Origin of the sequence: Streptosporangium sp. NPDC004379, assembly GCF_042873875.1 — a bacterium.
Classification (GTDB): Bacteria; Actinomycetota; Actinomycetes; order Streptosporangiales; family Streptosporangiaceae; genus Streptosporangium.
The window spans coordinates 1-22866 of sequence record NZ_JBIAMC010000007.1; the positions used below are offsets into that span (position 1 = coordinate 1).

General features: G+C 73.4%; 19 protein-coding genes and 1 tRNA gene. 4 read left to right on the forward strand and 16 right to left on the reverse strand.

Going from position 1 to position 22866, the window contains the following annotated elements:
- Positions 1-536: 536 nt before the first annotated feature.
- From ACFYSC_RS16655 to ACFYSC_RS16700, 10 genes are all read right to left on the reverse strand, one after another.
- The gene (locus ACFYSC_RS16655; protein WP_389961868.1) at positions 537-1052 is read right to left on the reverse strand and encodes a hypothetical protein; all 516 of its coding nucleotides are present in this window, start codon (positions 1050-1052) and stop codon (positions 537-539) included.
- Complete coding sequence (locus ACFYSC_RS16660) at positions 1049-1549, reverse strand: hypothetical protein (protein WP_389961870.1); 501 nt, start codon at positions 1547-1549, stop codon at positions 1049-1051. The genes ACFYSC_RS16655 and ACFYSC_RS16660 overlap by 4 nt, the downstream gene beginning before the upstream one ends.
- A gap of 373 nt (positions 1550-1922) precedes the next feature.
- Entirely contained in the window at positions 1923-2318 is a 396-nt protein-coding gene (gene rplL / locus ACFYSC_RS16665; RefSeq protein ID WP_362936767.1) for a 50S ribosomal protein L7/L12, read from the reverse strand.
- Between the two features lie 82 nt (positions 2319-2400).
- Positions 2401-2925 (reverse strand): 50S ribosomal protein L10, encoded by a 525-nt coding sequence (rplJ, locus tag ACFYSC_RS16670; RefSeq protein ID WP_362936770.1) that lies wholly within the window; start codon positions 2923-2925, stop codon positions 2401-2403.
- Between the two features lie 448 nt (positions 2926-3373).
- Complete coding sequence (locus tag ACFYSC_RS16675; protein WP_389961873.1) at positions 3374-4225, reverse strand: DUF1396 domain-containing protein; 852 nt, start codon at positions 4223-4225, stop codon at positions 3374-3376.
- Positions 4226-4423: 198 nt separating this feature from the next.
- A complete protein-coding gene (gene rplA / locus ACFYSC_RS16680) occupies positions 4424-5137 on the reverse strand; it encodes a 50S ribosomal protein L1 (protein ID WP_389961875.1) in 714 nt (237 codons plus the stop codon).
- Positions 5138-5304: 167 nt separating this feature from the next.
- Complete coding sequence (gene rplK / locus ACFYSC_RS16685) at positions 5305-5736, reverse strand: 50S ribosomal protein L11 (RefSeq protein WP_362936779.1); 432 nt, start codon at positions 5734-5736, stop codon at positions 5305-5307.
- Positions 5737-5853: 117 nt separating this feature from the next.
- Entirely contained in the window at positions 5854-6624 is a 771-nt protein-coding gene (gene nusG, locus ACFYSC_RS16690; RefSeq protein WP_389961878.1) for a transcription termination/antitermination protein NusG, read from the reverse strand.
- 77 nt (positions 6625-6701) lie between these two features.
- Positions 6702-6950, reverse strand: a complete 249-nt coding sequence (gene secE / locus ACFYSC_RS16695) for a preprotein translocase subunit SecE (protein ID WP_362936785.1) — start codon at positions 6948-6950, stop codon at positions 6702-6704.
- A 77-nt stretch (positions 6951-7027) separates the two neighbouring features.
- Positions 7028-7100 (reverse strand) — tRNA-Trp (locus ACFYSC_RS16700).
- Positions 7101-7401: 301 nt separating this feature from the next.
- Here ACFYSC_RS16700 and ACFYSC_RS16705 point away from each other — a divergent pair.
- Positions 7402-8607: a pyridoxal phosphate-dependent aminotransferase gene (locus ACFYSC_RS16705; RefSeq protein WP_389961881.1), complete on the forward strand. Its 1206-nt coding sequence runs from the start codon at positions 7402-7404 to the stop codon at positions 8605-8607.
- Between the two features lie 177 nt (positions 8608-8784).
- Here ACFYSC_RS16705 and ACFYSC_RS16710 read toward each other — a convergent pair whose 3' ends face one another.
- Positions 8785-9075 carry a hypothetical protein gene (locus tag ACFYSC_RS16710; RefSeq protein WP_389961883.1) on the reverse strand — a complete coding sequence of 97 codons (291 nt, stop codon included), beginning with the start codon at positions 9073-9075 and terminating at the stop codon, positions 8785-8787.
- Between the two features lie 196 nt (positions 9076-9271).
- Between ACFYSC_RS16710 and ACFYSC_RS16715 the strand changes: the two genes are divergently transcribed.
- Complete coding sequence (locus ACFYSC_RS16715; RefSeq protein ID WP_362936794.1) at positions 9272-10291, forward strand: adenosine deaminase; 1020 nt, start codon at positions 9272-9274, stop codon at positions 10289-10291.
- 178 nt (positions 10292-10469) lie between these two features.
- On the opposite strand, the gene ACFYSC_RS16720 is transcribed toward ACFYSC_RS16715, so the two are convergent.
- From ACFYSC_RS16720 to ACFYSC_RS16740, 5 genes are all read right to left on the reverse strand, one after another.
- Positions 10470-11402, reverse strand: a complete 933-nt coding sequence (locus tag ACFYSC_RS16720) for a hypothetical protein (protein ID WP_389961885.1) — start codon at positions 11400-11402, stop codon at positions 10470-10472.
- On the reverse strand, positions 11389-11991 hold the full coding sequence (locus ACFYSC_RS16725) for an RNA polymerase sigma factor (protein WP_389961887.1): 603 nt from the start codon (positions 11989-11991) through the stop codon (positions 11389-11391). The genes ACFYSC_RS16720 and ACFYSC_RS16725 overlap by 14 nt, the downstream gene beginning before the upstream one ends.
- A 327-nt stretch (positions 11992-12318) precedes the next feature.
- Positions 12319-14679 carry a hypothetical protein gene (locus ACFYSC_RS16730; protein ID WP_389961889.1) on the reverse strand — a complete coding sequence of 787 codons (2361 nt, stop codon included), beginning with the start codon at positions 14677-14679 and terminating at the stop codon, positions 12319-12321.
- A gap of 436 nt (positions 14680-15115) precedes the next feature.
- On the reverse strand, positions 15116-17185 hold the full coding sequence (locus ACFYSC_RS16735; protein WP_389961891.1) for an ATP-binding protein: 2070 nt from the start codon (positions 17183-17185) through the stop codon (positions 15116-15118).
- A 78-nt stretch (positions 17186-17263) separates the two neighbouring features.
- A complete protein-coding gene (locus tag ACFYSC_RS16740; RefSeq protein ID WP_389961893.1) occupies positions 17264-19528 on the reverse strand; it encodes an ATP-binding protein in 2265 nt (754 codons plus the stop codon).
- A gap of 401 nt (positions 19529-19929) precedes the next feature.
- Between ACFYSC_RS16740 and ACFYSC_RS16745 the strand changes: the two genes are divergently transcribed.
- Both ACFYSC_RS16745 and ACFYSC_RS16750 read left to right on the forward strand, forming a co-directional pair.
- On the forward strand, positions 19930-20661 hold the full coding sequence (locus tag ACFYSC_RS16745) for a class I SAM-dependent methyltransferase (RefSeq protein ID WP_389961895.1): 732 nt from the start codon (positions 19930-19932) through the stop codon (positions 20659-20661).
- Positions 20662-20788: 127 nt separating this feature from the next.
- Positions 20789-22663 carry an acyl-CoA dehydrogenase family protein gene (locus ACFYSC_RS16750; protein WP_389961897.1) on the forward strand — a complete coding sequence of 625 codons (1875 nt, stop codon included), beginning with the start codon at positions 20789-20791 and terminating at the stop codon, positions 22661-22663.
- Positions 22664-22866 lie beyond the last annotated feature (203 nt).

Below are 22866 nucleotides of genomic sequence, written 5' to 3' on the forward strand. Positions count from 1 at the left end.
GGTCGGGAACCTCAAGCGGTTCCTGGATGCGTGCGAACGACACACGACGGGGACCAGCGGGTACGGCGGAGGCGTTGCGCGAGGCTGCCAACAGATGTCCTTCCGAGGGCTCGCGGCGGACTGACTACACGCACGCCAGACGACCATGCATCGGAGCACCAAAAGAAGCGGGTCGTCAAAGGGCAGCGCAAAGGGGCAGTGTAGCCGAACGGCACACACCTGTCCAGTCCACTCTCGCTGCATGCTCCACGTTGGTCGCAGCATCGCCCGTCAGCGCCGAAACGTCAAGCCCGCGAGCTGACATTTCAGCCGAGGAACGGCCAAGACGCCGGGAGTTCTTCCCGTCGCGAACCACGCGTCACCATCGGCCCCAGGACGATACCCGACGACCCGCCGAGGCTAACGCTCAGTCACACGACGGCTCGAACGCTAGCCCATGCCGGGCCGACGATCGACACTACCGTGGCTCATCTACCCCGCCTGGCACCGAACTCAAACATGAATTTTGCCGACAATTGACCGACGCGCCACGCCGGTCAGGCGGGAGGAGGGGCGCCGAGCAGGGTGGACAGCTCCGCCACCAGCCAGCGCGACCCCTGCTTCACCATGCCGAACCGGGCACGGTTCTGGACGACCTGCCGCCGCGGCTCGCTCTCGCCGGGCGGGGTCCTGACCGTGCCGACGTTCGTGAACAGCAGCACGTCCACCCGGCCGGCCCGCACCGACTCCACCGCCGCGCCCGCGACCGTCACCTGCTGGACCGTGCGTTCCTGCCTGACCTGCGGAGCCAGTGACTTGGCGAGCTGACGGTAGTGCTCGGTGAGGCCGCCCGTGGTGTATCCCGCCGCCCGCGTGAAGTCCTGCTCGATCGTGCGGTAGTCGTACGAGAGCATGTCGGGGGCGGCCAGGCGGGCGGCCGCCAGCGCCTCGCGGCCGTCGGCCTCCTCCTGGCGCAGCCGGCTCAGCTCGCCGTACATGACCCAGGTCACCGCCGCGAGCACGAGCGCGACGGCGCCCAGCGCCGCGGCGACCGTCCGGGATCCGCCCCTCATGAGACCTGCTCCACCTTCGACACGAGCCAGCCTCCGGAGGCCCTGGTCAGCTGCATCCGCCACCGGTAGAACTGCTCCCGGGGGGCGCTCTCGCTCCCCTCCCCCCGGACCACCGCGTCGCCGACGACCAGCGCCTCGGCCGTGTCCCCCCGCAGCGAGACGAGCCCGGAGGCGCGCAGCGCCCCGGTCCGCAGGAGCCTGTCCCCGACCGTGGTCTCCCGCAGGGCGGCGGCGTCGCGGACGTACTCCGCCCGCGCCTGCCCCGTCGAGGTGCCGAGGACGCGTCGCATGTCGGCGTCGACGTTCTGGTATCCGACCGACATCAGGGCCACGGCGTGCTCCCCCGCCGCCCTGAGCGCCGCCTCGCGGTCGCCGGCCGCCGCCCGGGCCTCCCGCAGGCCCATGCCCGCCCACAGGGCCGCCCCTAGCAGCACCAAGGCCAGCGCGCCCAGCACGAGGCCGACGGGCCCCGGGACGCGACGCCGGGAGGCGTCCATCGGCACCGCATCCTCCCCTCCCGGCCCGCGTGACGCGAGCCGGCGGCCGTACGGCGCGGGCCACCGGGCCGGTGAGCCCCGTCGGGCGGATCATAACCCGCCCGCGGCCGGAGCCATCGGCCTTTCGGCCCCGAGGAGCACGCGGAAGACGTCTGGGGCGGAGGGGTGCGGGAGCGGAGGACGGGAGGCGCCGGAGAGGACCGGGAAGGGCCGCGGAGCGCGAGGCGGCGAGCCCAGGGAAGGTCCCGAGGCCCGAGAGACGGGCGGACCCGGGGAGAAGGGGCCGGGAAAGAGCCCGGAGACACAAAAAGAGCGGGCCACCGGCACCTGGTGGACCCGCTCTTCTCGCGGTGATACTGCTTACGTGACGGTCTTACTTGACGGTCACGGTGGCGCCGGCGCCCTCAAGGGCGGCCTTGGCCTTCTCAGCCTGCTCCTTGTTGACCTTGCCGTCGAAGACGGGCTTGGGAGCGCCGTCCACGAGGTCCTTGGCCTCCTTCAGGCCCAGGCTGGTCAGGGCGCGGATCTCCTTGATGACCTGGATCTTCTTGTCGCCGGCGGCCTCGAGGATGACGTCGAACTCGTCCTGCTCCTCGGCCTCCTCGGCGGCACCGCCGGCGCCACCGGCGGCCGGGGCGGCCGCGACGGCGACCGGGGCGGCAGCCTTGACGTCGAAGGTCTCCTCGAAGAGCTTCACGAAGTCGGACAGCTCAAGGAGGGTCATCTCCTTGAAAGCGTCGAGCAGCTCGTCGGTGGTGAGCTTCGCCATGGTTTCCTCCGTATGGATCTAAGAACTTAAGAACTGGGACCGCGGTTCGTGTGCGCTAATCCCCCGGGCCGCCTGCGCGGACCTACTCGCCCGCCTCCGCGCGCTTCGCGCGCAGGGCCTCGGCCAGCTGAGCCATGTTGGTGGGCAGCGCGCTGAAGACAGCGGCCGCGTGGCCCTGCTTGGCCTTCAGAGCACCGGCCAGCTTCGCGAGGAGAACCTCACGCGACTCAAGGTCGGCAAGCTTGCTGATCTCGTCCGGCGTCATCGACTTGCCGTCGACGACACCGCCCTTGATGACCAGGAGGGGATTGGCCTTGGCGAAGTCACGCAGACTCTTGGCAGCCTCGACCACGTCGCCCTTGACGAACGCGATCGCCGACGGGCCCGCGAGCAGGCCGTCGAGCTGGTTGATCCCGGCCTCGTTGGCCGCGATCTTGGTCAGCGTGTTCTTCACCACGGCGAACTTCGCATTCTCACCGAGAGAGACACGCAGCTCCTTGAGCTGCGCGACGGTGAGACCGCGGTACTCGGTCAGAACGGCGGCGCTCGAGCCTTCGAAGCTGCTCTTGAGCTCGGCTACGGCCGTCGCCTTCTCCGCCTTCGCCATGGGCCTCCTTCCAGATGTGCCGCCGGCAAAGGCCCGAGAAAAGAACAAGCCCCGGCGCAGGCGCACGGGGCTCACATAAGGAAGACATTTTCCCAATGGAAACTCACTACACACCTACGCGGGCCGTCCACGACGTGGATCCTTGGGTCGCCACACCATGAGGCATGACGACGACCGGCGGTCTTCGGCACGGACAGCATACGCCCTGCCGGGGCGTGCGCCAAATCGCCGTACGAACCGTGTCCGCCCCCGGCGCTCTCCCCGGTTCTCCGGGCCCTGCCGGACGTACGGCGGCGCGCCCGGATCCGCATGGCACCGCCGGGCCCGTACGGCGCGCACAGGCCCGCGGATCGACGACGCCGCCCTCGAAGCCGTACGGCCCGCGCCCCGGACCACAGGGGGCCGGGGCGCGGGCCGTACGAGAGGCCGGTCGAGCCGGGCGGGGGCGTCAGTTGCCGCCGGTGCGCCCGCGCAGCTCCTCCACCTGCTCGGCGGGGGGATCCGCGATCTGCACGGGCTCGTTGAAGTTCTTGAAGAGCGCCGTCGCGTTGAACGTGGCGCCCTGCTCCGAGCCGCTCAGCGTGACCTTGCGGGGCAGGCTCTGAGCGTCGGCCCACAGGTCGAACTTCACGTCCTTGACCTGCGCGAGCTGGCGCTGGAGCTGCTCACGCCTGGCCGGGTCGGCCGCCTGGGCGGCCTTGTCCACCGGGAAGGTGCCGCTGTAGTGGGTGGTCTCCACGCCGCCGACCGTCTCGGTGCCCACCGCCTTGACGTCCTCGGACGTCGTGAGCATCTTGACCGTCCCGGCCAGGTCGAACTGCTGGGCCTGGGTCATGAAGTCACGGATCTTGGCCTGCTCGCCGGATTCGAGATCGGTGAGCGAGACCTTGGCCCACGGCTTGGTCGTGTCGGCGAACTGCCGCAGGGCATCCGACTTCACGTAGACCGAGTCGCCGGTGAGGACCGCGCGCACCCCGCCGGGGACGTTCTGCCCGCCGAAGGTGATCGTGTTCAGCGTGACGTCCGCGGCGAGAGCGGGCTTGCTCTGGTACCGCACGGTGCCCTGGATCTTGCCCGTCCCGTGGTCACCGCCGGTGGTCTCGGCGACCAGATCGGCGGTGTAGGAGGTGGCCTCCTCCGCCTGCCGCGCGCTCTGCAGCACCGCGTCGGCGGCGGCCAGCTTGATGTTCCCGAGGGAGGCGGCACTCGTCCCCCCGGACCCGGCGCTCTGCGCACCGCATCCCGTGACCGTGACCAGCGCGGCCGCACCCAGCGCGACTGCGGGAGCATATCGGCGCATTAATCATCACCCCTTCGTTTCCCCCTCAACTGCCCTCGACATTACGCGGCGAACCTGTCGTCCGCGTCGTCCGGAGGAACGAAGGAAACACGAAGGGCCTCAACCGAATGGCCGATTCGGCTGAGGCCCCAGGTCCGCGCGGATCCCCGCCGTAGCGGGGATCCGCGCGGGTTCGCGCGTTCGGAGAGGTGATCGCCGTCAGGCGTCGGCGTCGGCGGCCGCCACCCGCGTCACGTTCGGGTCGACGGGGATGCCGGGGCCCATGGACGTGGTGAAGGCGACCTTCTTGACGTAGCGGCCCTTGGCCGCGGACGGCTTGAGACGCAGCACCTCCTCAAGGGCGGCGGCGTAGTTCTCGACGAGCTGACGCTCGGTGAACGACACCTTGCCGATGATGAAGTGCAGGTTCGAGTGCCGGTCGACCCGGAACTCGATCTTGCCGCCCTTGATGTCGGTGACGGCCTTGCCGACGGCCGGGGTGACGGTGCCGGTCTTGGGGTTCGGCATCAGGCCACGCGGGCCGAGCACGCGGCCCAGGCGGCCGACCTTGCCCATGAGGTCGGGCGTGGCGACGACCGCGTCGAAGTCGAGGCGGCCCTTGGCGACCTCGTCGATCAGCTCGTCGGCGCCCACGATGTCGGCGCCCGCGGCGCGGGCCTCCTCGGCACGGTCACCGGTCGCGAAGACCAGGACCCGGGCGGTCTTACCGGTGCCGTGCGGGAGGTTGACGGTGCCGCGGACCATCTGGTCGGCCTTGCGGGGGTCGACGCCCAGCCGCAGCGCGACCTCGACGGTCGCGTCGAACTTGGAGACGCTCGTCTCCTTGGCCAGCTTGACCGCCTCGGCGGGGCTGTAGAGGTTCTCGCGGTCGATCTGGGCCGCTGCGTTGCGGTAACCCTTGCTGCGCTTCACTTGCTCACTCCTGGATCCGAGTGTCCGTGGTACGGGCCAGCGCCTGGCCCCTCCACTTGCTTCGAGATTGTGGTGCCGGCGCGACGTCGGCCGCGCCCGCCTCCGGGACCTCCGCGGGACCGCCGGACCTCCTCGGTCCGCGCCCGCTCACGCCCGGCTCGCCGTGGCTAGTCGGCGATCGTGATGCCCATCGACCGGGCGGTGCCGGCGATGATCTTCTCGGCCGCCTCGATGTCGTTGGCGTTGAGGTCCTGCATCTTGGTCTGGGCGATCTCGCGCAGCTGGTCGCGGGTCAGCTTGCCGACCTTGTCCTTCTGCGGGACGGCCGAGCCCTTGGCCACACCGGCGGCCTTCTTGATCAGCTCAGGCGCCGGGGGCGTCTTCGTGACGAAGGTGAAGCTGCGGTCCTCGAAGATGGTGATCTCAACGGGGATGATGTTGCCGCGCTGGGCCTCGGTGGCAGCGTTGTACTGCTTCACGAAGTCCATGATGTTGACGCCGTGCGGACCGAGGGCGGTACCGACCGGCGGGGCGGGCGTGGCCTGGCCAGCGGGAAGCTGGACCTTGACCAGTGCCGCGATCTTCTTCTTAGGAGGCATGGTTTTCTCCGGGTCCTCTTCAGGTTGACGCGGCTCCCGCGCAGAGCGTGCGGGAGCATGTCGGCGGGCCGTGCTTCGCGGACACGGCCACCGAACGACTTAGTGTATGTGAACCGGTCAGATCTTCGAGACCTGGTTGAACGACAGCTCAACCGGGGTCTCGCGGCCGAAGATCGACACCAGCACCTTGAGCTTCTGCGACTCGACGCTGATCTCGCTGACCGTCGCGGGAAGTGTCGCGAAGGGGCCGTCCATGACCGTGACGGACTCGCCGACCTCGAAGTCGACGGTCGCGGCGGCGGCCTTGGCGGTCGTCTTCTTGGTCTCCTCGGACGGCTCGGGCGCGAGCAGCTTGGCGACCTCGTCGATGCTCAAGGGGCTCGGCTTGTTGGACAGGCCGACGAAGCCGGTCACGCCGGGGGTGTTGCGCACCGCGGACCATGACTCGTCGGTGAGCTCCATCCGGACGAGGACGTAGCCGGGCAGCACCCGCTCCTTGACGAGCTGACGCTTGCCGCTCTTGACCTCGGTCACGTGATGGGTCGGCACCTCGACCTGGAAGATGTAATCCTCCATGTTGAGGGACTGCGTGCGGGTCTCGATGTTGGACTTCACGCGGTTCTCGTAGCCGGCGTAGGAGTGGATGACGTACCACTCGCCGTACTGGCCCCGCAGCTCGCGCTTGAACTCCTCGACCGGGTCGACGTCGGGAAGGACGTCTCCGTCCTCGTCGACGGCGCCGGCCGGGGCCTCCTCGGCCTCGGCGTCGGCCTCGACGTCAGACTCGGCGGGCTCGACCGGCGAGCTCGCCTCGACGTCGACGGCCTCTTCCGGCTCGCTCACCCGCTCCTCGGGGTGCTCGCCGGCCGCCTGTGAAGACTCGGACACGGTGACTCATTCTCTTTCCGTCGATGGCTATTGACTTACCGCGGTACGACGCGGTGACGAACGCGCCCGGAGGCGGATCAGGCTCCGCCGAAGATCCGCAGCACGCCCTCGGTGAGGATCGCGTCGAAACCGGCCACGATCGCGACCATGATCAGAACAAAGACCAGGACGATGACGGTGTAAGAGATGAGCTCCTTGCGCGTGGGCCAGATGACCTTGCGCAGCTCAGCGATGACCTGTCGGTAGAAAAGGGCAGGAGAAGTACGCTTGGCCTTCTTCTCACCGCTCGGCTTGTCTGCGGTTTCGCCGCGCGTGTCGATCGCCACAGTCCTCACCCGAAATCCGTCGTGTCCAACGCATGTCTGCGGCGCGCTAGACGCCCTGATGCGCGGACCGCTCCTCGCAGGGCACGAGGGACTCGAACCCCCAACCGCCGGTTTTGGAGACCGGTGCGCTACCAATTGCGCTAGTGCCCTAAGACATGAACCACCATACATCGGTTGGACCGAAGTTTGTCCGTGGCTCACGGTCTTGACCGCCGATTCACGCGGAAGGCGGTAAGACCATGCCGGAGTCTACGGGTGAATGGCCCGTACGTCGAACCGGGGGACGATCGTCCTGGTCACGCCTCCTTTCCACCCGCCGGGTCGCTCTCCGCCCCGCCCGGGGCGGAGCCGTACGATTTCGGCCCCACGAATCCGCCCGGTCCGGCGCGGGCCGCGTCCACATCATGGATGGGCGTCGGGAGGCGGGCCACGGTTCTGTAACCATGGAGCCATGACCCGTCCTCGCATCTCAGCGCGCATCTCCGCGATCTCCGAGTCCGCCACGCTCGCCGTGGACGCCAAGGCCAAGGCCATGAAGGCGGCGGGCCGCCCGGTCATCGGCTTCGGCGCGGGCGAGCCGGACTTCCCGACTCCCGGTTACATCGTCGAGGCGGCCGTCGAGGCGTGCCGGAACCCCCGGTTCCACAAGTACACCCCGGCCGGCGGCCTTCCCGAGCTGAAGCAGGCCGTCGCCGACAAGACGCTCCGCGACTCCGGCTACCGGGTCGAGGCGGCCCAGGTGCTGATCACGAACGGCGGCAAGCAGGCGGTCTACGAGGCGTTCGCCACGCTGCTCGACCCGGGCGACGAGGTCCTGGTCGTCGCGCCGTACTGGACGACCTACCCCGAGGCGATCAAGCTGGCGGGCGGCGTCCAGGTCGATGTCGTGACCGACGAGACCACGGGATACCTCGCGAGCGTCGAGCAGCTGGAGGCGGCCCGCACCGACCGGACCAAGGTCCTGCTGTTCGTCTCGCCGTCCAACCCGACCGGGGCCGTCCACAGCCCCGAGCAGGTCGAGGCGATCGGCCGGTGGGCCGCCGAGCACGACCTGTGGGTCGTCACCGACGAGATCTACGAGCACCTGACGTACGGCGACGCGAGCTTCGTGAGCATCGCCGCCGCCGTCCCCGAGCTCGGCGACAGGGTCGTCGTCCTGAACGGCGTCGCCAAGACCTACGCGATGACCGGCTGGCGGGTCGGCTGGCTGATCGGGCCCAAGGACGTCGTCAAGGCCGCGACCAACCTGCAGTCGCACGCCACCTCCAACGTCTCCAACGTGGCCCAGGCCGCCGCGCTGGCGGCCGTCTCCGGCGACCTGGCGGCCGTGGCGGAGATGCGCGAGGCGTTCGACCGCCGCCGCAGGACCATGGTCCGCATGCTGAACGACATCCCCGGTGTGGTCTGCCCGGAGCCCAAGGGCGCCTTCTACGCGTACCCGTCGGTCAAGGAGCTGCTGGGCCGGGACTTCGGCGGCCGGCGTCCGCAGACGTCCGCCGAGCTCGCCGAGCTGATCCTGGAGGAGGCCGAGGTCGCGCTCGTGCCCGGCGAGGCGTTCGGCACCCCGGGCTACTTCCGGCTGTCCTACGCGCTCGGCGACGACGACCTCGCCGAGGGCGTCAGCCGGGTCGCCAAGTTCCTCACCCAGGGGCGCTAGCGGTACGGATCCTCGGCGGGCCGGGCCCGGCCCGCGCCGCCCCCTCACCCGGGGGCGCCCGTCCAGGCGCGCCGGCCGTACGGTGGCCGGCCCCGCCGCGGGACGCCCGGCCGGCGGCCCTGCCCGGGGCGCCGGCCGTCCGGCCGCGGGGAGGCGCGCCCCGCGGCCGGGCCGGGCTCACTCGACGGAGACGCTGACCCCCTCCTCCACGACGGCGGCGGTGTCCGGGCTCAGCACGAGGACGACCTCCCCGGTGCAGTAGGGGCCGTTCCAGATGTAGGCGTAGCCGTCGCTCTGGTTGTTGACGTCGAGCGGGAAGACGTCGGAGCCGTAGCAGCCGCTGGGGTCGTAGTAGACCGCTCCGTTGACGATCAGCGCTCCCTGGGCCGCCTGGGCGGGGTGGGAGACGGTCAGCGCGAGCGCCGCGGCCGCGGCGAGGACGCCGAGTGTGGTGGTCACGCGTCTCATGGGTGCCTCCTGCGCGTGCGGGGCCGCCGTCTGCGGCCCGGCCCTCCATAACGTAAAGTAAGCATAAAGAGTCGTAGAGTAACCGCATGGTGAAACCCGTCTTCCCCTGGAGCCCCAATCGTCCCTGCTGTCTCCCGTCGCGGGCCGGCCCGACGTACGGTGCGCGGGAGCGCCGCGGGTAGGGCACCATATGGAAATGGCACGTCCCCTGCGCGCACTGCCCAAGGCCCATCTCCACCTGCACTTCACCGGCTCGATGCGGCACACCACCCTGGTGGAGCTGGCCCGCGAGCAGGGCCTGCACCTGCCGGACGCGCTGGTCAGGGACTGGCCTCCGAAGCTGCGGGCGACCGACGAGCGCGGCTGGTTCCGCTTCCAGCGGCTGTACGACATCGCCCGGTCGGTCCTCCAGCGGGAGGACGACGTCTACCGGCTGCTGCGGGAGGCCGCCGAGGACGAGGCGGCGGAGGGGTCGCGCTGGCTGGAGATCCAGGTGGACCCGTCGGGATACGCCCACCGGTTCGGCGGCCTCACCCCGACCCTGGAGCTGATGCTCGACGCCGCGCGCAAGGCCGCCGGGCACGCGGGGATCGGCGTGGCCGTCGTGGTGGCCGCCAACCGCACCCGGCACCCCCTCGACGCCAAGACGCTCGCCAGGCTCGCCTCCCGTCACATGGACCAGGGCGTGGTCGGGTTCGGCCTGTCCAACGACGAGCGCCGGGGCCGGGCCCGCGACTTCGACGGGGCGTTCCGGCTCGCCAAGCGGGCCGGGCTGCTGTCCCTGCCGCACGGCGGGGAGCTACTGGGCTCCGGCAGCGTGGCCGAGTGCGTCGACCTGCTGGGCGCCGACCGGGTCGGGCACGGTGTGCGGGCGGCCGAGTCCGAGCGGCTCATGGAGCGCCTGGCGGAGCGGGGGATCACCTGCGAGGTCTGCCCGTCCTCCAACGTCGGGCTCGGCGTGGCCGAGCGGGCCGAGGACGTGCCGCTGCGGCGGCTGTTCGACGCGGGCGTGTCGATCGCGCTGGGCGCCGACGACCCCCTGCTGTTCGGCTCGCGGCTGCTGCGCCAGTACGAGCTGGCCAGGGAGGTGTACGGCTTCACCGACGCGGAGCTCGCCGAGCTGGCCCGGCAGTCCGTCAGGGCGTCGGCGGCCCCGGAGCACGTGCGCCGGGACCTCCTCGCGGAGATCGACGACTGGCTGGCGTCCCCGGCCTGAGCCGTACGGCGGGACCCGGCGGGGCGGGGCGGAGGTCCCGGGGGCCGCGGCGGGCTCCGGGATCCGAGCGGATCCGGCCGGTCGGCGAGGCCCCGGGCCGGAGGGCTCGGCGGCCCCGACGGGCTCGATGGGTTCAGCGGGCTCAGTTGACCCGGTGGGCTCGATGGGTTCAGTGGGCTCAGCGGGTCGACCTGGCGATCTCCAGGGCCCGCCGGAGGTCCGCGACCCCCTCCAGGCGCAGGCCCGTCCGCCCCTTCTGCCAGATGAGGGTCGGGTCCGCCCGGCGGGGACGGGCGGGCGCCTCGCCGACCGCCGTGCGGGGCAGGTAGATCAGGCCGTGCGGGCCCGGGATCCACCACCCCTGCGAGGCTCCGACCGTCACCTGCTCGGGCCAGGGCGGTCCCAGTTCCTTGCGGAAGACCACCTGGAGCACCCCGTCGTACTCGTCCAGCCGGACACCCGGCCAGAGCAGCGACACCACCCGCCCGCCGTCGGCGACCCGTACGTCGGCGGGGTCCTCCAGCCCGGCGGGGACCGAGACGGGGAAGGCCGCTTGCCGCCGGGCCTCCTCCAGCGTGACCCGCCGCTCCCCCGGCAGCGGCGCGGCCACCCCGGCGGGCAGCGGTCCGGGGCCGCCGACGCGCAGCTCGATCCCGGCGAACCTCAGGACCCGGGCGACCGCCGCCTGCCCCGCCGGGGTGACCCCCAGGAGGAGGGCGGCGGCGACCGCGACCGCGACGGCCGCGCGCCGCCGGGTGACGCGCCCCGGCCCCCGGCCGTCGCCGCGCCGTGCCGGCGCGCGTCGCGCCCCACGGCGGGCGGGCGGCTCCGGGCGCGGCCCCGCGCCGGTGGGCGCCCCGGCGGGACGGCCCTCCCCGGCGGCTTCGAGCCGGGCCCGTACGGCCGCCGCCACCTCGGCCGGGGGCGGCGCGGATGTCTCCAGGACCTCTCCCAGGGCCAGGAGCGCGGACTCGACGCCACCGACGCCATCGGGGGCACCGGGGGCACCGGGCCTGGCGGCCCGGGAAAAACCGTCATCGGCCGGCACTCGGCCACCGGCTCCGGCGTCCTCGGGCGGGACGCCCCGCGGGGCGTCGTCAGGTGAGGTCACGGTCCACCTCCTCGCGCAGCCGGCGCAGGCCCCGGGAGGTCCGGGACTTGACGGTGCCGACCGGCAGCCCGAGCACCTGCGCGGTCTCGGCCTCGGACAGCTGCAGGAAGTACCGGCAGACGACGGCCTGACGTTCCCGTTCCGGAAGCGCGCGTACCAGGCCGAGGAGGCGGGTGCGCCGGTCGGTGGCGACGGCCGCGTCCTCGGAGCTCTGCGCCGCGCCCGGCGGGTCGAGCTCGGTGACCCGTGCGGTCAGCTCCGCGCGACGGCCCCGGGAACGGGTCAGGTCGTGGGTCTCGTTGGCCACGATCCGCAGCAGCCAGGGGCGGAACGGCGCGTCGCGCCGGAAACCGCCCAGGTGGCGGTACGCCTTGACGAACGCCTCCTGGACGACGTCCTCGGCCTCGTCGCCGGCCCCGAGCATCGCCGCCGTGCGGTGCGCGAGCGCGCTGTAGCGGGCGACCAGGACCTCGTAGGCCGCAAGGTCGCCGTCCAGGGAACGGGCGATCGCCTCGTCGTCGTCCGTCGGGGGGCTCCTTCGGGGGGGCGCCGCCCCGGGATCGGGGCGGGCCCCAAGATTCCACCGCATCGCGGCGTCCCCGGGGAAGCCCCGGACCCGGAGAATCACCGGGACACGCGGAGTCTCCGGGTGCGGGAGGACCCCGGGTGCGGGCGAACCGGGATTCCGGCGAGCCGCTCGGAACGGACGCCGTGCCTCGAATACGGGAGAACCGGGATTCCGGCGTATGACCCGGAACGGACGCGGTGCGAACCCCCGGGCACGTGGAAGAAGCCCGCGGGCACGCGGAGGCCCTCAGGCTCGTGGTGAATCCTCAGTGGTGAACCCTCAGCCGAGGACGGCCGAGGACATGCGCCCCGCGGACGTCCATGGGCACACGCCGATCGTTCCGGAGCCTCAGCCGAGGGCGTGGAGCGCCGCGGAGCCGGGGTCGTCGTCGTACCCCTCGGCGAAGGCGGCGTCGTAGGCGTCGTCACCGAGGAGTTGCCGGGCCGTCCTCTCGGCGACCGTCCCGGGCTCGCACACGCTCTCCCGGCCGGATCCGCGCGCCCCGGACAGGCCGCGCATCCGCTTCTCGGCCCCCTGGAGGCGGGCCGTACGGCGGGCGTCGCCCTGGATCGAGGCGATCACCGCGAGCTGGCCCAGGGTCTCCGCCGCGCCCGCCGTGTCGCGCAGGCGCCACCGGGCGGCGAGCGACCGTCCGGCCGCCCGCGCCGCCTCGTCGGCCTCGCCGAGGCCGAGCCGGGCGATGGACAGCACGTGATCGCACTGGGCGCGGGCCCAGAGCTCGCCGCGGGCCTCGCACAGCCGCCCGGCCTCCTCCAGCACGGTGACCGCCCGGGCGAACTCACCGCGCCAGGTGTCCGCGATCGCCGCGACCACCAGGGCGAGCGGCTCGCCGACGGTCATCACCCCGGCGCGGTGGAAATGCTCGCGGGCCCGCCGTACGGCGGGCCGTACCTCGCCGAGGGCGCCGGTGAGCAGCGCCTGGCAGGCCAGTGCCAGGCGGGCGTGCCCCGCGGCCGCGTGGTCGGACCAGTCGCGGGCGGCCGACAGCGCCGCCTCGGCCCTGCGGTGGGCGCGCTCCGAATCTCCCTGGGCGGCGGCCACGCACGCGTCGGCCCACAGGAGCCGGGGCAGGCCGGGGTCGGCCACCGGCGCGGCGGCGATCGCCCGTCCCAGGTGGCGGCGGCCCTCGTTCAGCCGGCCCAGGCAGTGCCAGACGATCCACAGGGCCCCGGCGAGCTCGGCGGACAGCGGATCGGACGGTGAGCCGAGCACGCGGCGCAGGTCGGGCAGCGAGAACCGCAGGCGGGCGGCCCACTCCTCCTGCGCCGGGCCGTACCATCCGGCTTCGGCGCGACGGGCCAGGCCGAGGTGGTGGTGGCGGTGCCGCCGGACCGTGCGGTCCTCCTCCCCGAGCCGGGCCAGGCGCTCCGCGCCGTACTCCCTGACCGGTTCCGGCTGCCGGTAGCCGCCGGGGACCGGGGTGAGCAGTCCCTTGGCCGAGAGGCCGGTCAGCAGGCCCGGCACGTCGGTGAGACGTTCGTCGCCGCACACCCACCGGGCGGACTCCGGGTCGATGGGCCCGGCGAAGACCGACAGGCGGGCCCAGAGCAGCCGTTCGGCCGGGGAGCAAGACTCGTGACTCCAGTCGATCACGGCGCGCAGCCGCTGGGGCCGGAAGAAGGACGGCTGGACGACCGCTCGGGAATCGAACCGCTCCTCCAGCCGGTCGGCGAGCCACTCCACCGGTCCCGCCGGAAGAGACGCGGTGGAAGGCGAAGCGGCCGGGCCGGTGGGAGCCGGGCCGGGAAGAGGCCGAACGTCCGGGCCGGTGGAGCGCGGAGCCGCAGGGAGGGAGCCGGTGCGGGACGAAATGGCCGGGCCGGTCGGACGTGGGTTCGCGGAGAGGGAGCCGGTGCGGGACGAAATGGCCGGGCCGGTCGGACGTGGGTTCGCGGGGAAGGAGCCGATGCGAGGCGGGGCCGCCGGGAGCTGCCCGGCGGCGAGTTCCAGGGCGAGCGGGACGCCTCCGAGCAGCCGGCAGATCCGCTCGGCGGCCCCGATCTCCGCCTCGCCCGTCACCATGCCGGGCGCCACCGCCTCGGCCCGGTCGAGGAAGACCCGGAGCGCCTCGTCGGTCGCGGCCTCGGCCGGGTACGGGTCCGGGTTCCGCCGCGCCGGGGGCCACGGGTCCGGAGTCCACGGGGCGAAGGCCCACGAGGCAGGGGGTCTCGAAGCCGGGGCCCGCGGGATCGGGGGACGGAACGGTTCCACGGGAAGCACCGCCTCGTGCGGCAGTCCGAGCGGCTGCCGGGAGGTGAGCAGGAGGCGCACGCCCGGCGCCTCGGCCCGGATGCGGGCGGCGAGCCCGCGGCAGGCGGTGGCGAGCCGGTCGCAGGAGTCGAGGACCAGCAGGAGGTGTTTGCTCGCCAGGAACTCGACGAGCAGGTCGTCCTGCGGCCGGGCCGACCGCTCGGGCATGCCCATGACGGCCGCGACGGCGTGCGGGAGCAGGCCGCCGTCGCGTTCGCCTGACAGTTCCACCAGCCAGGCGCCGTCCGGGTGGAAGTCCCGGCACTCCGCCGCGGCCCTGAGGGCGATCCGCGTCTTGCCGACGCCCGCCGCGCCGGTGAGCGTGACCGATGAGGTTTCGGCCAGGAGTTTCAGCGCTTTCGTGACCTCGGCCTGGCGTCCGACGAAACCGTTCGGTTCCGCGGGCAGGTTCCCTCGCCACCATGGATGGGGTTCCACCGGTTCGCGCTCCCTCCTGCTGAATGTGCGTCGTTCAGGCATCGCATCCCGTCAGGGTCACGGACCGGGTCTCAGGCCCCTTTCCGGTGGGGGTTTCCTTCTCCTGCGGCGCAAATCTCACCGCCGCACCGAGGCCGAACTTCCCCCCACGCGTAGGGAAATTACGGAAACATCCCTTTTGCCGGATCAGGGCGACGGCCCGCCGGATCCGATGGCCCTGAACGGGGAACCCAGGGGAGGTCGGGTTCGGGAGGGCCGGCCAAGGTCGGCAAAGGTCGGCGAAGGTCGACGGAGGTCGGCGAAGGTCGGCGAGGCTCGGACACGGGAGAGGTCGGGCCAGGACCGAAAAGCCCCTGGTTCGAGAGGATCGGGGCCGGGAGATCGGGACCGGGAGATCGGGACCGGGAGATCGGGACCGGGAGATCGGGACCGGAGGTCAGGCTCGGGAGGAGGCGCGTCCGGTGGGCGGGTGCACGCCGTCTCCGACCTTCCGGATCAGCGCCACGGCGGTCTCCGGGGCCGTGGCCAGTCCCCGGGCGAACGCCCGGTCGTGCGCGGCGTCCCCCGCGAGCGCCCGGGCCTTCCGCTCCGTCCGCTCCCACCCGACGGCGAAGCCTGGCGTGCCGTGGACCGGCCCGCCGTTCGCCGAGGTGCCCGAGTCCTCCCGCGCCCGCCGGGACGCCCCCAGCAGCCAGGCGGCCCGCCGCCCGTCACCGCGGCGCGCCGCCACCGCGGCGAGCTGCTCCATCGCCAGGGCGGCGCCGGTCCCGTCACCCAGGCGCCACCTGGCGTCGAGCGCCGTCCGCGCACAGGCCTCGGCCGCGTCGGCGTCCCCCCGGCCCAGTTCGGCCAGCGAGCGCACCTGCTCGCCCTCCGCGCGCGTCCACAGCTCACCGCGCACGGCGCGGCGCGCCCGCCGGTCGAGTATCGCCACCGCCCGGTCGAACGCCCCCTGCGCGCACAGGATCCGGGCGAGCGTCACCTCGGCGAGAGCGAGACCGAGGTGGTCCCGGACGTCCCGGGCGGCCCGCCCGAGCCGTTCGAACGCCGCGACCGCGAGGCGTCCGGCCTCCCCCGGGTCGCCGAGGGCGAGGGCGGCCGCCGCGGCGCACTGCAGCGCCCGCCCCGCGATGTCCGGGTCGTCCCCGGCCGTCGCGGCCTCGTACGCCTCCGCGGCTCCGGCGTGGGCGGCCGTCGCGTCGCCGGCGGTGAGGGCCGTCTGCGCCCGCGCCCACAGGGCCAGGGTCCGCGCCGGACCCGGCCGGGTGTGACGGAGCAGCGAGCGGTCGAGGTAACGGCGGCCCGGACCGGCCAGGCCGAGGCAGCACCAGGCGAACCAGAGCGCGCCGGGCAGGTCGGGGTCGTCGCCGCGTTCGAGGGCCGCCCGCAGGTTGGGCAGTTCCCTGTGGGCCCAGACGGCCCATTCCCGCTGGCGCGGGCCGTACCACTCGGCTCCGGCACGACGCGCGGCGGCGAGGTAGTGGTCGCGGTGGCGGCGGAAGAGGACGTCCTCCTCGCCCAGGCGGCGCAGCCATTCCCCGCCGTAGTCGCGGGTCATGCCGAGCATCCGGTAACGGCCTCCCCTGGTCTCCAGCAGGGATGCCTCCGCCAGCCGGGCCAGCGGCGGGTCGGCGAGCGCCTCGTCGCCGCACACCGCACGCGCGTCACCGGCGCCGAACTCTCCGGGGAACACCGACAACCGGGCCCAGAGCAGGCGCTCGATGGGGGAGCACAGTTCGTGGCTCCAGCCGACCGCGGTGCGCAGCGTCCGATGCCGCCCGAAAGGCGCGGGGCCGCCGCCGGTGAGCAGCCCGAGGCGGTCGTCCAGCCGTTCGGCGACCTGCCGGGCCGACAGCGCCCGCAGCCGCCGGGCGGCGAGTTCGATGGCGAGCGGGACGCCGTCCAGCAGCCGGCAGATCCGGGTCGCCTCCGCCTCGTCGAGGGTGATGCCGGGCACCGCCGCGCGGGCCCGCTCGGTGAGCAGCCGCACCGCGTCGGAACCGGGACCGCTCACGTCCAGGGGTCCGACCCGCAGGACCCGCTCGCCGGGCACACCGAGCGGGCGGCGGCAGGTGGCGATCACCCGGACGTGCGGGGCCCGGGCCAGGACCACGCGCAGCAGCTCCGCGCAGGCGCCGGCCAGGTGGTCGCAGGTGTCCAGGACCAGCAGCATCCGCCGGTCGGCGAGGGAGTCGGCCAGCACCTCGGTCTGGGGCCGGGCCGCCTGCTCGGGCAGGCCGAGGACCGCGGCGACCCGATGACCGACGAGTGCGCCGTTCTGCTCGGCCGACAGCTCGGCGAACCACGCCCCGCCGGGAAAGGAGCCGCCGAGCACGCCGGCCGCCCTGAGCGCGAGCCTGGTCTTGCCCACCCCGGCGGCGCCGGTGAGGGTCACCAGCGGCGACCGGGCCACCAGCGCGGCGATCTCCCCGAGCTCCTCGCGCCGCCCGACGAGGCTGCTGATCTCCGCCGGGACGTTCCCCCGGCGCGTGCGCGTCTGCCCCACCGCTTCGCACCCCCCCGCGTGAGGTGGCAAGCCAACCACGGAAGCGGCGGCGGAGCCGACCCGAGCCGGCGGCGACGGTTACGGATTCTTCTCCCCCAGCGCATATTCGACGGCGAAGCCCAGGTCAAAGGCCATTCCCTCGGTGAATCGGGTGTCGAATCCTGCACCACCGAGCGCCCGGACGGCCTCCGACACGGCCCACCGGCGGATCATTGCGTCGATCGGCCGGCAGGCCGCCGGCGACTCCGGTGACTCCCGGGAGCCGCCGGGGTCGCGGACGGACCGGGCGGACCGGGCCGCTCCCAGCAGCCCGGCCGCCACGCGCCCGCCGGCGGCCTCCGTCTCCGCGTTCCCGGCCGGCACGCCCGGGTCGGCGTCCCCCGGCCGCCCGGCACCGGCGTCCGTCGCGCCCGCCGCGTCCATCGCACCCGTCGCGCTCCCGGCCGTCCCCGGCGCTTCTCCCGTCACGCCCGGCGGGGCGGTTACCGTCCAGGCGACCAGTTCGAGGCAGGCCACCGTCAGGAGCGGGTCCCCCAGCCGCCACGCGCCGGCCAGCGCCGCCCGTGCGTGGCGTGCCGCCGTACGGCCGCGGTTCCCTGTCCGCTCGATCCAGGCCAGGGCGTACTCCGTGTGGACGCGGCTCCATTCCCCGCCGGGGTCGTCGCGCGGCCGCCGGTCCCGGGCCAGGATCTCCGCGGCCTCCGCCGTACGGTCGGCGGCCAGCAGGCTCAGGGCGGCCAGCGCGTGGCAGGCCGGCGGCCCCGGGGACATCCCGCCGGCCGCCTGCCGGTCCGCGGCCCGGCGGAACAGCCCGGCGGCACGGGTGAACTCGCGACGCGCCAGGGCGATCAGCCCCTCGGCGTGGAGCGCGTGGCCTGTGGCGCGACCGTCGCGGTCCTCCGCGCGCAGCCGGTCGAGCAGCCGTCCGGCGGTCTCCGGCCGCCCCTGGCGCAGGGCCGCCCACGCCCGGGCCCACAGGACGCGGAACCGCTCCGGGCCGGGCTCGGCGTGCGCCCGGAGCGCCGCGTCCAGGCAGTGGCGGCCCTCGTCCGGCAGGTCGCAGCAGATCCACAGGAACCACAGGGAGCCGGCCAGCGCCGCACCGGCCCGCGCCCGCGCGGGATCGGCCAGGCACAGGTCGAGCGCCGCGCGGAGGTTGTGCCGCTCGGCACGCATCCGCCCGGCCCACTCGGCCTGCCCCGCGGGCCACTCCTCGGCGCAGCGCCCGGCCAGGTGAAGGTAGTGGTCACGGTGACGGCCCCCGACCTCATCGGTCTCCCCCAGCCGGAGCAGCCATTCGGCGCCGAACTCCCGGACGGTGTCCAGCATGCTCAGCCGCGTCCCGGCCGGGTGCTCCTCCCGCCGCACGAGAGACTGGTCGGCCAGCCCGGTCAGCGCGTCGAGCACCGCCCCGGCCGGGAGCGGCCCGCCCGCGCAGACCCGCTCGGCCGCCTCCAGGTCGAATCCGCCTCGGAAGACGGACAGCCGAGCCCACAGGAGTCGCTCGATCGGATCGCACAGCTCGTGACTCCGGCCCACGGCCGCGTGCATCGACCGGTGCCGTACCGGGCCGTCGCCGCGGGGCGGCCCGGTGTGGCGGTCGTCCAGGGGCCGTGCGAGCAGCGCGGGCGAGAACGCGGACGACATGGCGCTCAGCCGTACGGCGGCCAGCTCGACGGCCAGCGGGATCCGGTCGAGCCGCTCGCAGAGCGCGGCCAGCCCGTCCGGGTTCGGGTTCGGGTTCGGGCCGGAGCCTTGGCCGGAGCCGGGACCGGGAACGGGGAAGGGCGCCGGGGCGGGGCCGCCGATGGCCGCGCGGTCGCGTAGCAGGGCCACCGCGTCCTCGGTCCGCATCGGCGGGACGGGGTAGACGTGCTCGCCCGGCGGGCCCAACGGCCGGCGGGAGGTGGCGAGCACGCGCAGGCGCGGCGCGGCCTCCAGCAGGGCGACCGCCAGGCGGGCCACCGGCTCTGCCAGGTGCTCGCAGGTGTCGAGCACGAGCAGCGACCCGCGGGGGTCCAGCCGCGCGGCGAGCGCCTCCAGCCCCGGCGCGGCGAACCCGTCGGCCGGCGCGGCGGACCCGTCGCCCGGCACGAGGCCCAGAAGGGCGGCGACGGCCCGTGGTAGCTCGTACGGATCGGTCAGCGAGGACAGGTCCGCGATCCGGAAGCCGCCGGGGATCTCCGCCCCGATCAGCCCGGCCACACGGCGTGCCAGCCGGGTCTTCCCCACGCCGCCCGGCCCGGTGAGCGTGACCAGGCGGGCCCGCCGTACCAGGCGGGTCACCTGTTCCGTCTCGGCGTGACGGCCGACGAAGGTGGTTTCCGTGACTCCTCCGCTCACCGGAGGGAACGGGCTTTTCGCCTCCCTGGCCGAGGTGGACGGCGGGCAGGGCCCCTGCCCGCGCGGGACGCAGGGAACCGTACCAGGAGCACGGTCCCGCCGCCGGGCGAACCGCGGCCGGGCCGGGTGACGGGCCGGGGGGCGGGTGGTCGCGCGGGAACCCGGCCGGAGCCGCGCGCCCGGGGCGGGAGCCGCGCGGGGATCCGCACCCGGGAATGCGGAAGCCGTGCGGAGACGGGGGCCCGGGGATGTGGAAGCCGGGCAGGGGCGCGCGTCCGGGAGGTCGCGGCCCGTTCGCGAGGCCGCCCCCGGGCGACGGCCACTAGACTCTGAGGCTGTCCATGGCCGCGTGCCCCAGACCGGTGCCGCGGCTCCTGAGTGATCGAGCTGGACGGAACCTCATGTCTGGGTATGACCGCGTAGTGCAACCCGCGGCCGGCGACGAGGCCCTGGAGAACCACCTGGGTGGGGACGAGGCCAGGAACTACCGGCAGTACGAGTTCGACATGGTCGCCCCGCACGTGGGCCGGTCCATGCTGGAGATCGGTTCCGGCCTCGGGCACTTCGCCGAGCAGTTCCTGCCCCGGCTCGACCGCCTGGTGGTCAGCGACTTCGACCCCTACTGCGTGGAGCAGCTCAAGAAGCGCTTCGCCGGCCGCGACGACATCGACGTGCTGAAGTTCGGCCTGCCGACCGACATCCCGATCGGCGAGAAGGTCGACACCGTCGTGATGATGAACGTCCTGGAGCACATCGAGGAGGACGTCGAGGCGCTCCGCTCCCTGGCCGCGGTGACCGCCCCCGGCGGGCGGATCGTCATCTGGGTCCCGGGTTACATGCAGCTCTACGGAGACTTCGACCGCAAGGTCGGCCACGTCACCCGCTACACCCCCTCCACCCTGCGCAGCACGGTCTCCCGGGCGGGCCTGGACATCGACGTGCTCAAGCCGATCAACTTCCTCGGCGGCATCGCCTGGTGGGCCGCGGTCCGCCGTGGTGGCGTGGGCTACCCCGACCCCCGGCTGGTGAAGATCTACGACCGCACGGTGGTGCCCACCACCCGCTTCATCGAGCGCTTCATCCGCCCGCCCTTCGGGCAGACGGTCTTCTGCGTCGCCCGCGTGCCGCGGTAGGGACCCCTGGGGACACAGGGGTTTCCCGCAGCACCGGGAACCTTCCTGCTCCCCAGGGGTGACCTGGCCTCTCTCCGCTCTGTTACCGGGGCGTAACCTCGAAGCATCCGCGTCCGAGGAGGTCAGCATGACCGATTACGCCAAGGCACGTGAGGTGGCCGAGCAGGCCCGGGAGAAGGAGTGGACCCGGCCCAGCTTCGGCAGGCAGCTCTTCCTGGGCGACTTCCGCCTCGATCTGGTCCATCCGGCGCCGGTCCCGCCGGAGGCCGAGTCCGAGAAGGGCGAGCGGTTCCTGCACGCCCTGCGGCGTTTCCTGGAGACACGGGTGGATCCGGCGCTGATCGAGCGGACCGCCCGGATACCCGACGAGGTGATCAAGGATCTCGCGCAGCTCGGCGCGTTCGGGATCACCATCGAGGAACGGTACGGCGGGCTCGGGCTGAGCCACCTCGACTACGGCCGGGCGCTGATGCTCGCCGGGTCCTACAATCCGGCGCTCGGCACGCTGCTGTCGGCGCACCAGTCGATCGGGGTGCCCAAGCCGCTCAAGCAGTTCGGCACCGAGGAGCAGAAGCGGGCCTTCCTGCCCCGCTGCGCGAAGGGCGAGGTGTCGGCGTTCCTGCTGACCGAGCCCGACGTCGGCTCCGATCCGGCGCGGCTCGCCACCACGGCCGAGCGGGACGGCGACGACTACGTGCTGGACGGCGTGAAGCTGTGGACGACCAACGGGGTCGTCGCGAGCCTGCTGGTCGTGATGGCCCGCACCGAGCGGGGGATCTCCGCGTTCGTCGTCGAGGCCGACACCCCCGGGATCACGGTCGAGCGGCGCAACGCCTTCATGGGCCTGCGCGGCATCGAGAACGGTGTGACCAGGTTCCACCGGGTGCGCGTCCCGGCGGCCAACCTGATCGGCCGGGAGGGCCAGGGCCTGAAGATCGCGCTGACCACGCTCAACACCGGGCGGCTCTCCCTGCCCGCCGTCTGCGCCGGGATCGCCAAGTGGGCGGTCAAGATCTCCAGGGAGTGGAGCGAGGCGCGGGTGCAGTGGGGCCGGCCGATCGGCGGGCACGAGGCGGTCGCCACCAAGATCGGCTTCATCGCGGCCACGGCCTACGCCCTGGAGGCGGTGACGAACCTGTCGTGCCGGCTGGCCGACGACGCGCGCAACGACATCCGGATCGAGGCGGCGCTGGCCAAGCTGTACGCCTCGGAGATGGCCTGGCGGGTGGCCGACGAGCTGGTCCAGATCCGCGGCGGACGCGGCTACGAGACGGCCGAGTCGCTGGCCGCGCGGGGCGAGCGCGGCGTCCCCGCCGAGCAGCTGCTCCGCGACCTGCGGATCAACCGGATCTTCGAGGGTTCCACCGAGATCATGCACCTGCTGATCGCCCGCGAGGCGGTGGACGCCCACCTGTCGGCCGCCGGAGGGCTGATCGATCCGTCCCTGGACACGGCGGCGCGGCTCCGCGCCGCGGCGAAGGCAGGCGGGTTCTACGCGCGGTGGCTGCCGACGCTGGTCACGGGTCCGGGCAGCGTCCCCGGCTCCTACGCGGAGTTCGGGCCTCTGGCCGCGCACCTGCGCTACGTGGAGCGGACGAGCCGCCGGCTGGCCCGGTCCACCTTCTACGGCATGTCCCGCTGGCAGGGGAGGCTGGAGCACCGGCAGGGCTTCCTGGGCCGGATCGTGGACATCGGCGCCGAGCTGTTCGCGATCACCGCGACGTGCGTCCGGGCCCGGGAGGACGCCGCCGACCTGGGCGTCAGGGCCGTCGAGCTCGCCGACGCCTTCTGCCACCAGGCGCGGCTCCGCGCCGACGCGCTGTTCGACCGGCTGTGGGACAACACCGACTCCCGTGACGCGCGGCTGGCCGCGCGGGTGCTGGAGGACCGCTACACGTTCCTGGAGGAGGGGATCCTCGACCCCTCGATCGAGGGCCCGTGGATCGCGTCCGCCGAGCCGGGCCCGTCGTCCGCGGAGAACCTGCACCGGCCGATCCGCTGAAGGCCACCGGGAGCACCGGCCCGCCGGGGATCACCGGACCGCCGGGGATCCCCGGGGACGTCGGACCGCGGAGGCCGGAGGAGATCAGAGGAGATCGGATGCCGTTCCCCGGACCGGCCCGGGGGACGGCGTCCCGGCCCCGGACCGGTCCCGGGCCGGTCCCGGGCCGTCGTACCCCGGGCCGCCGCGATAAATGGATTGCA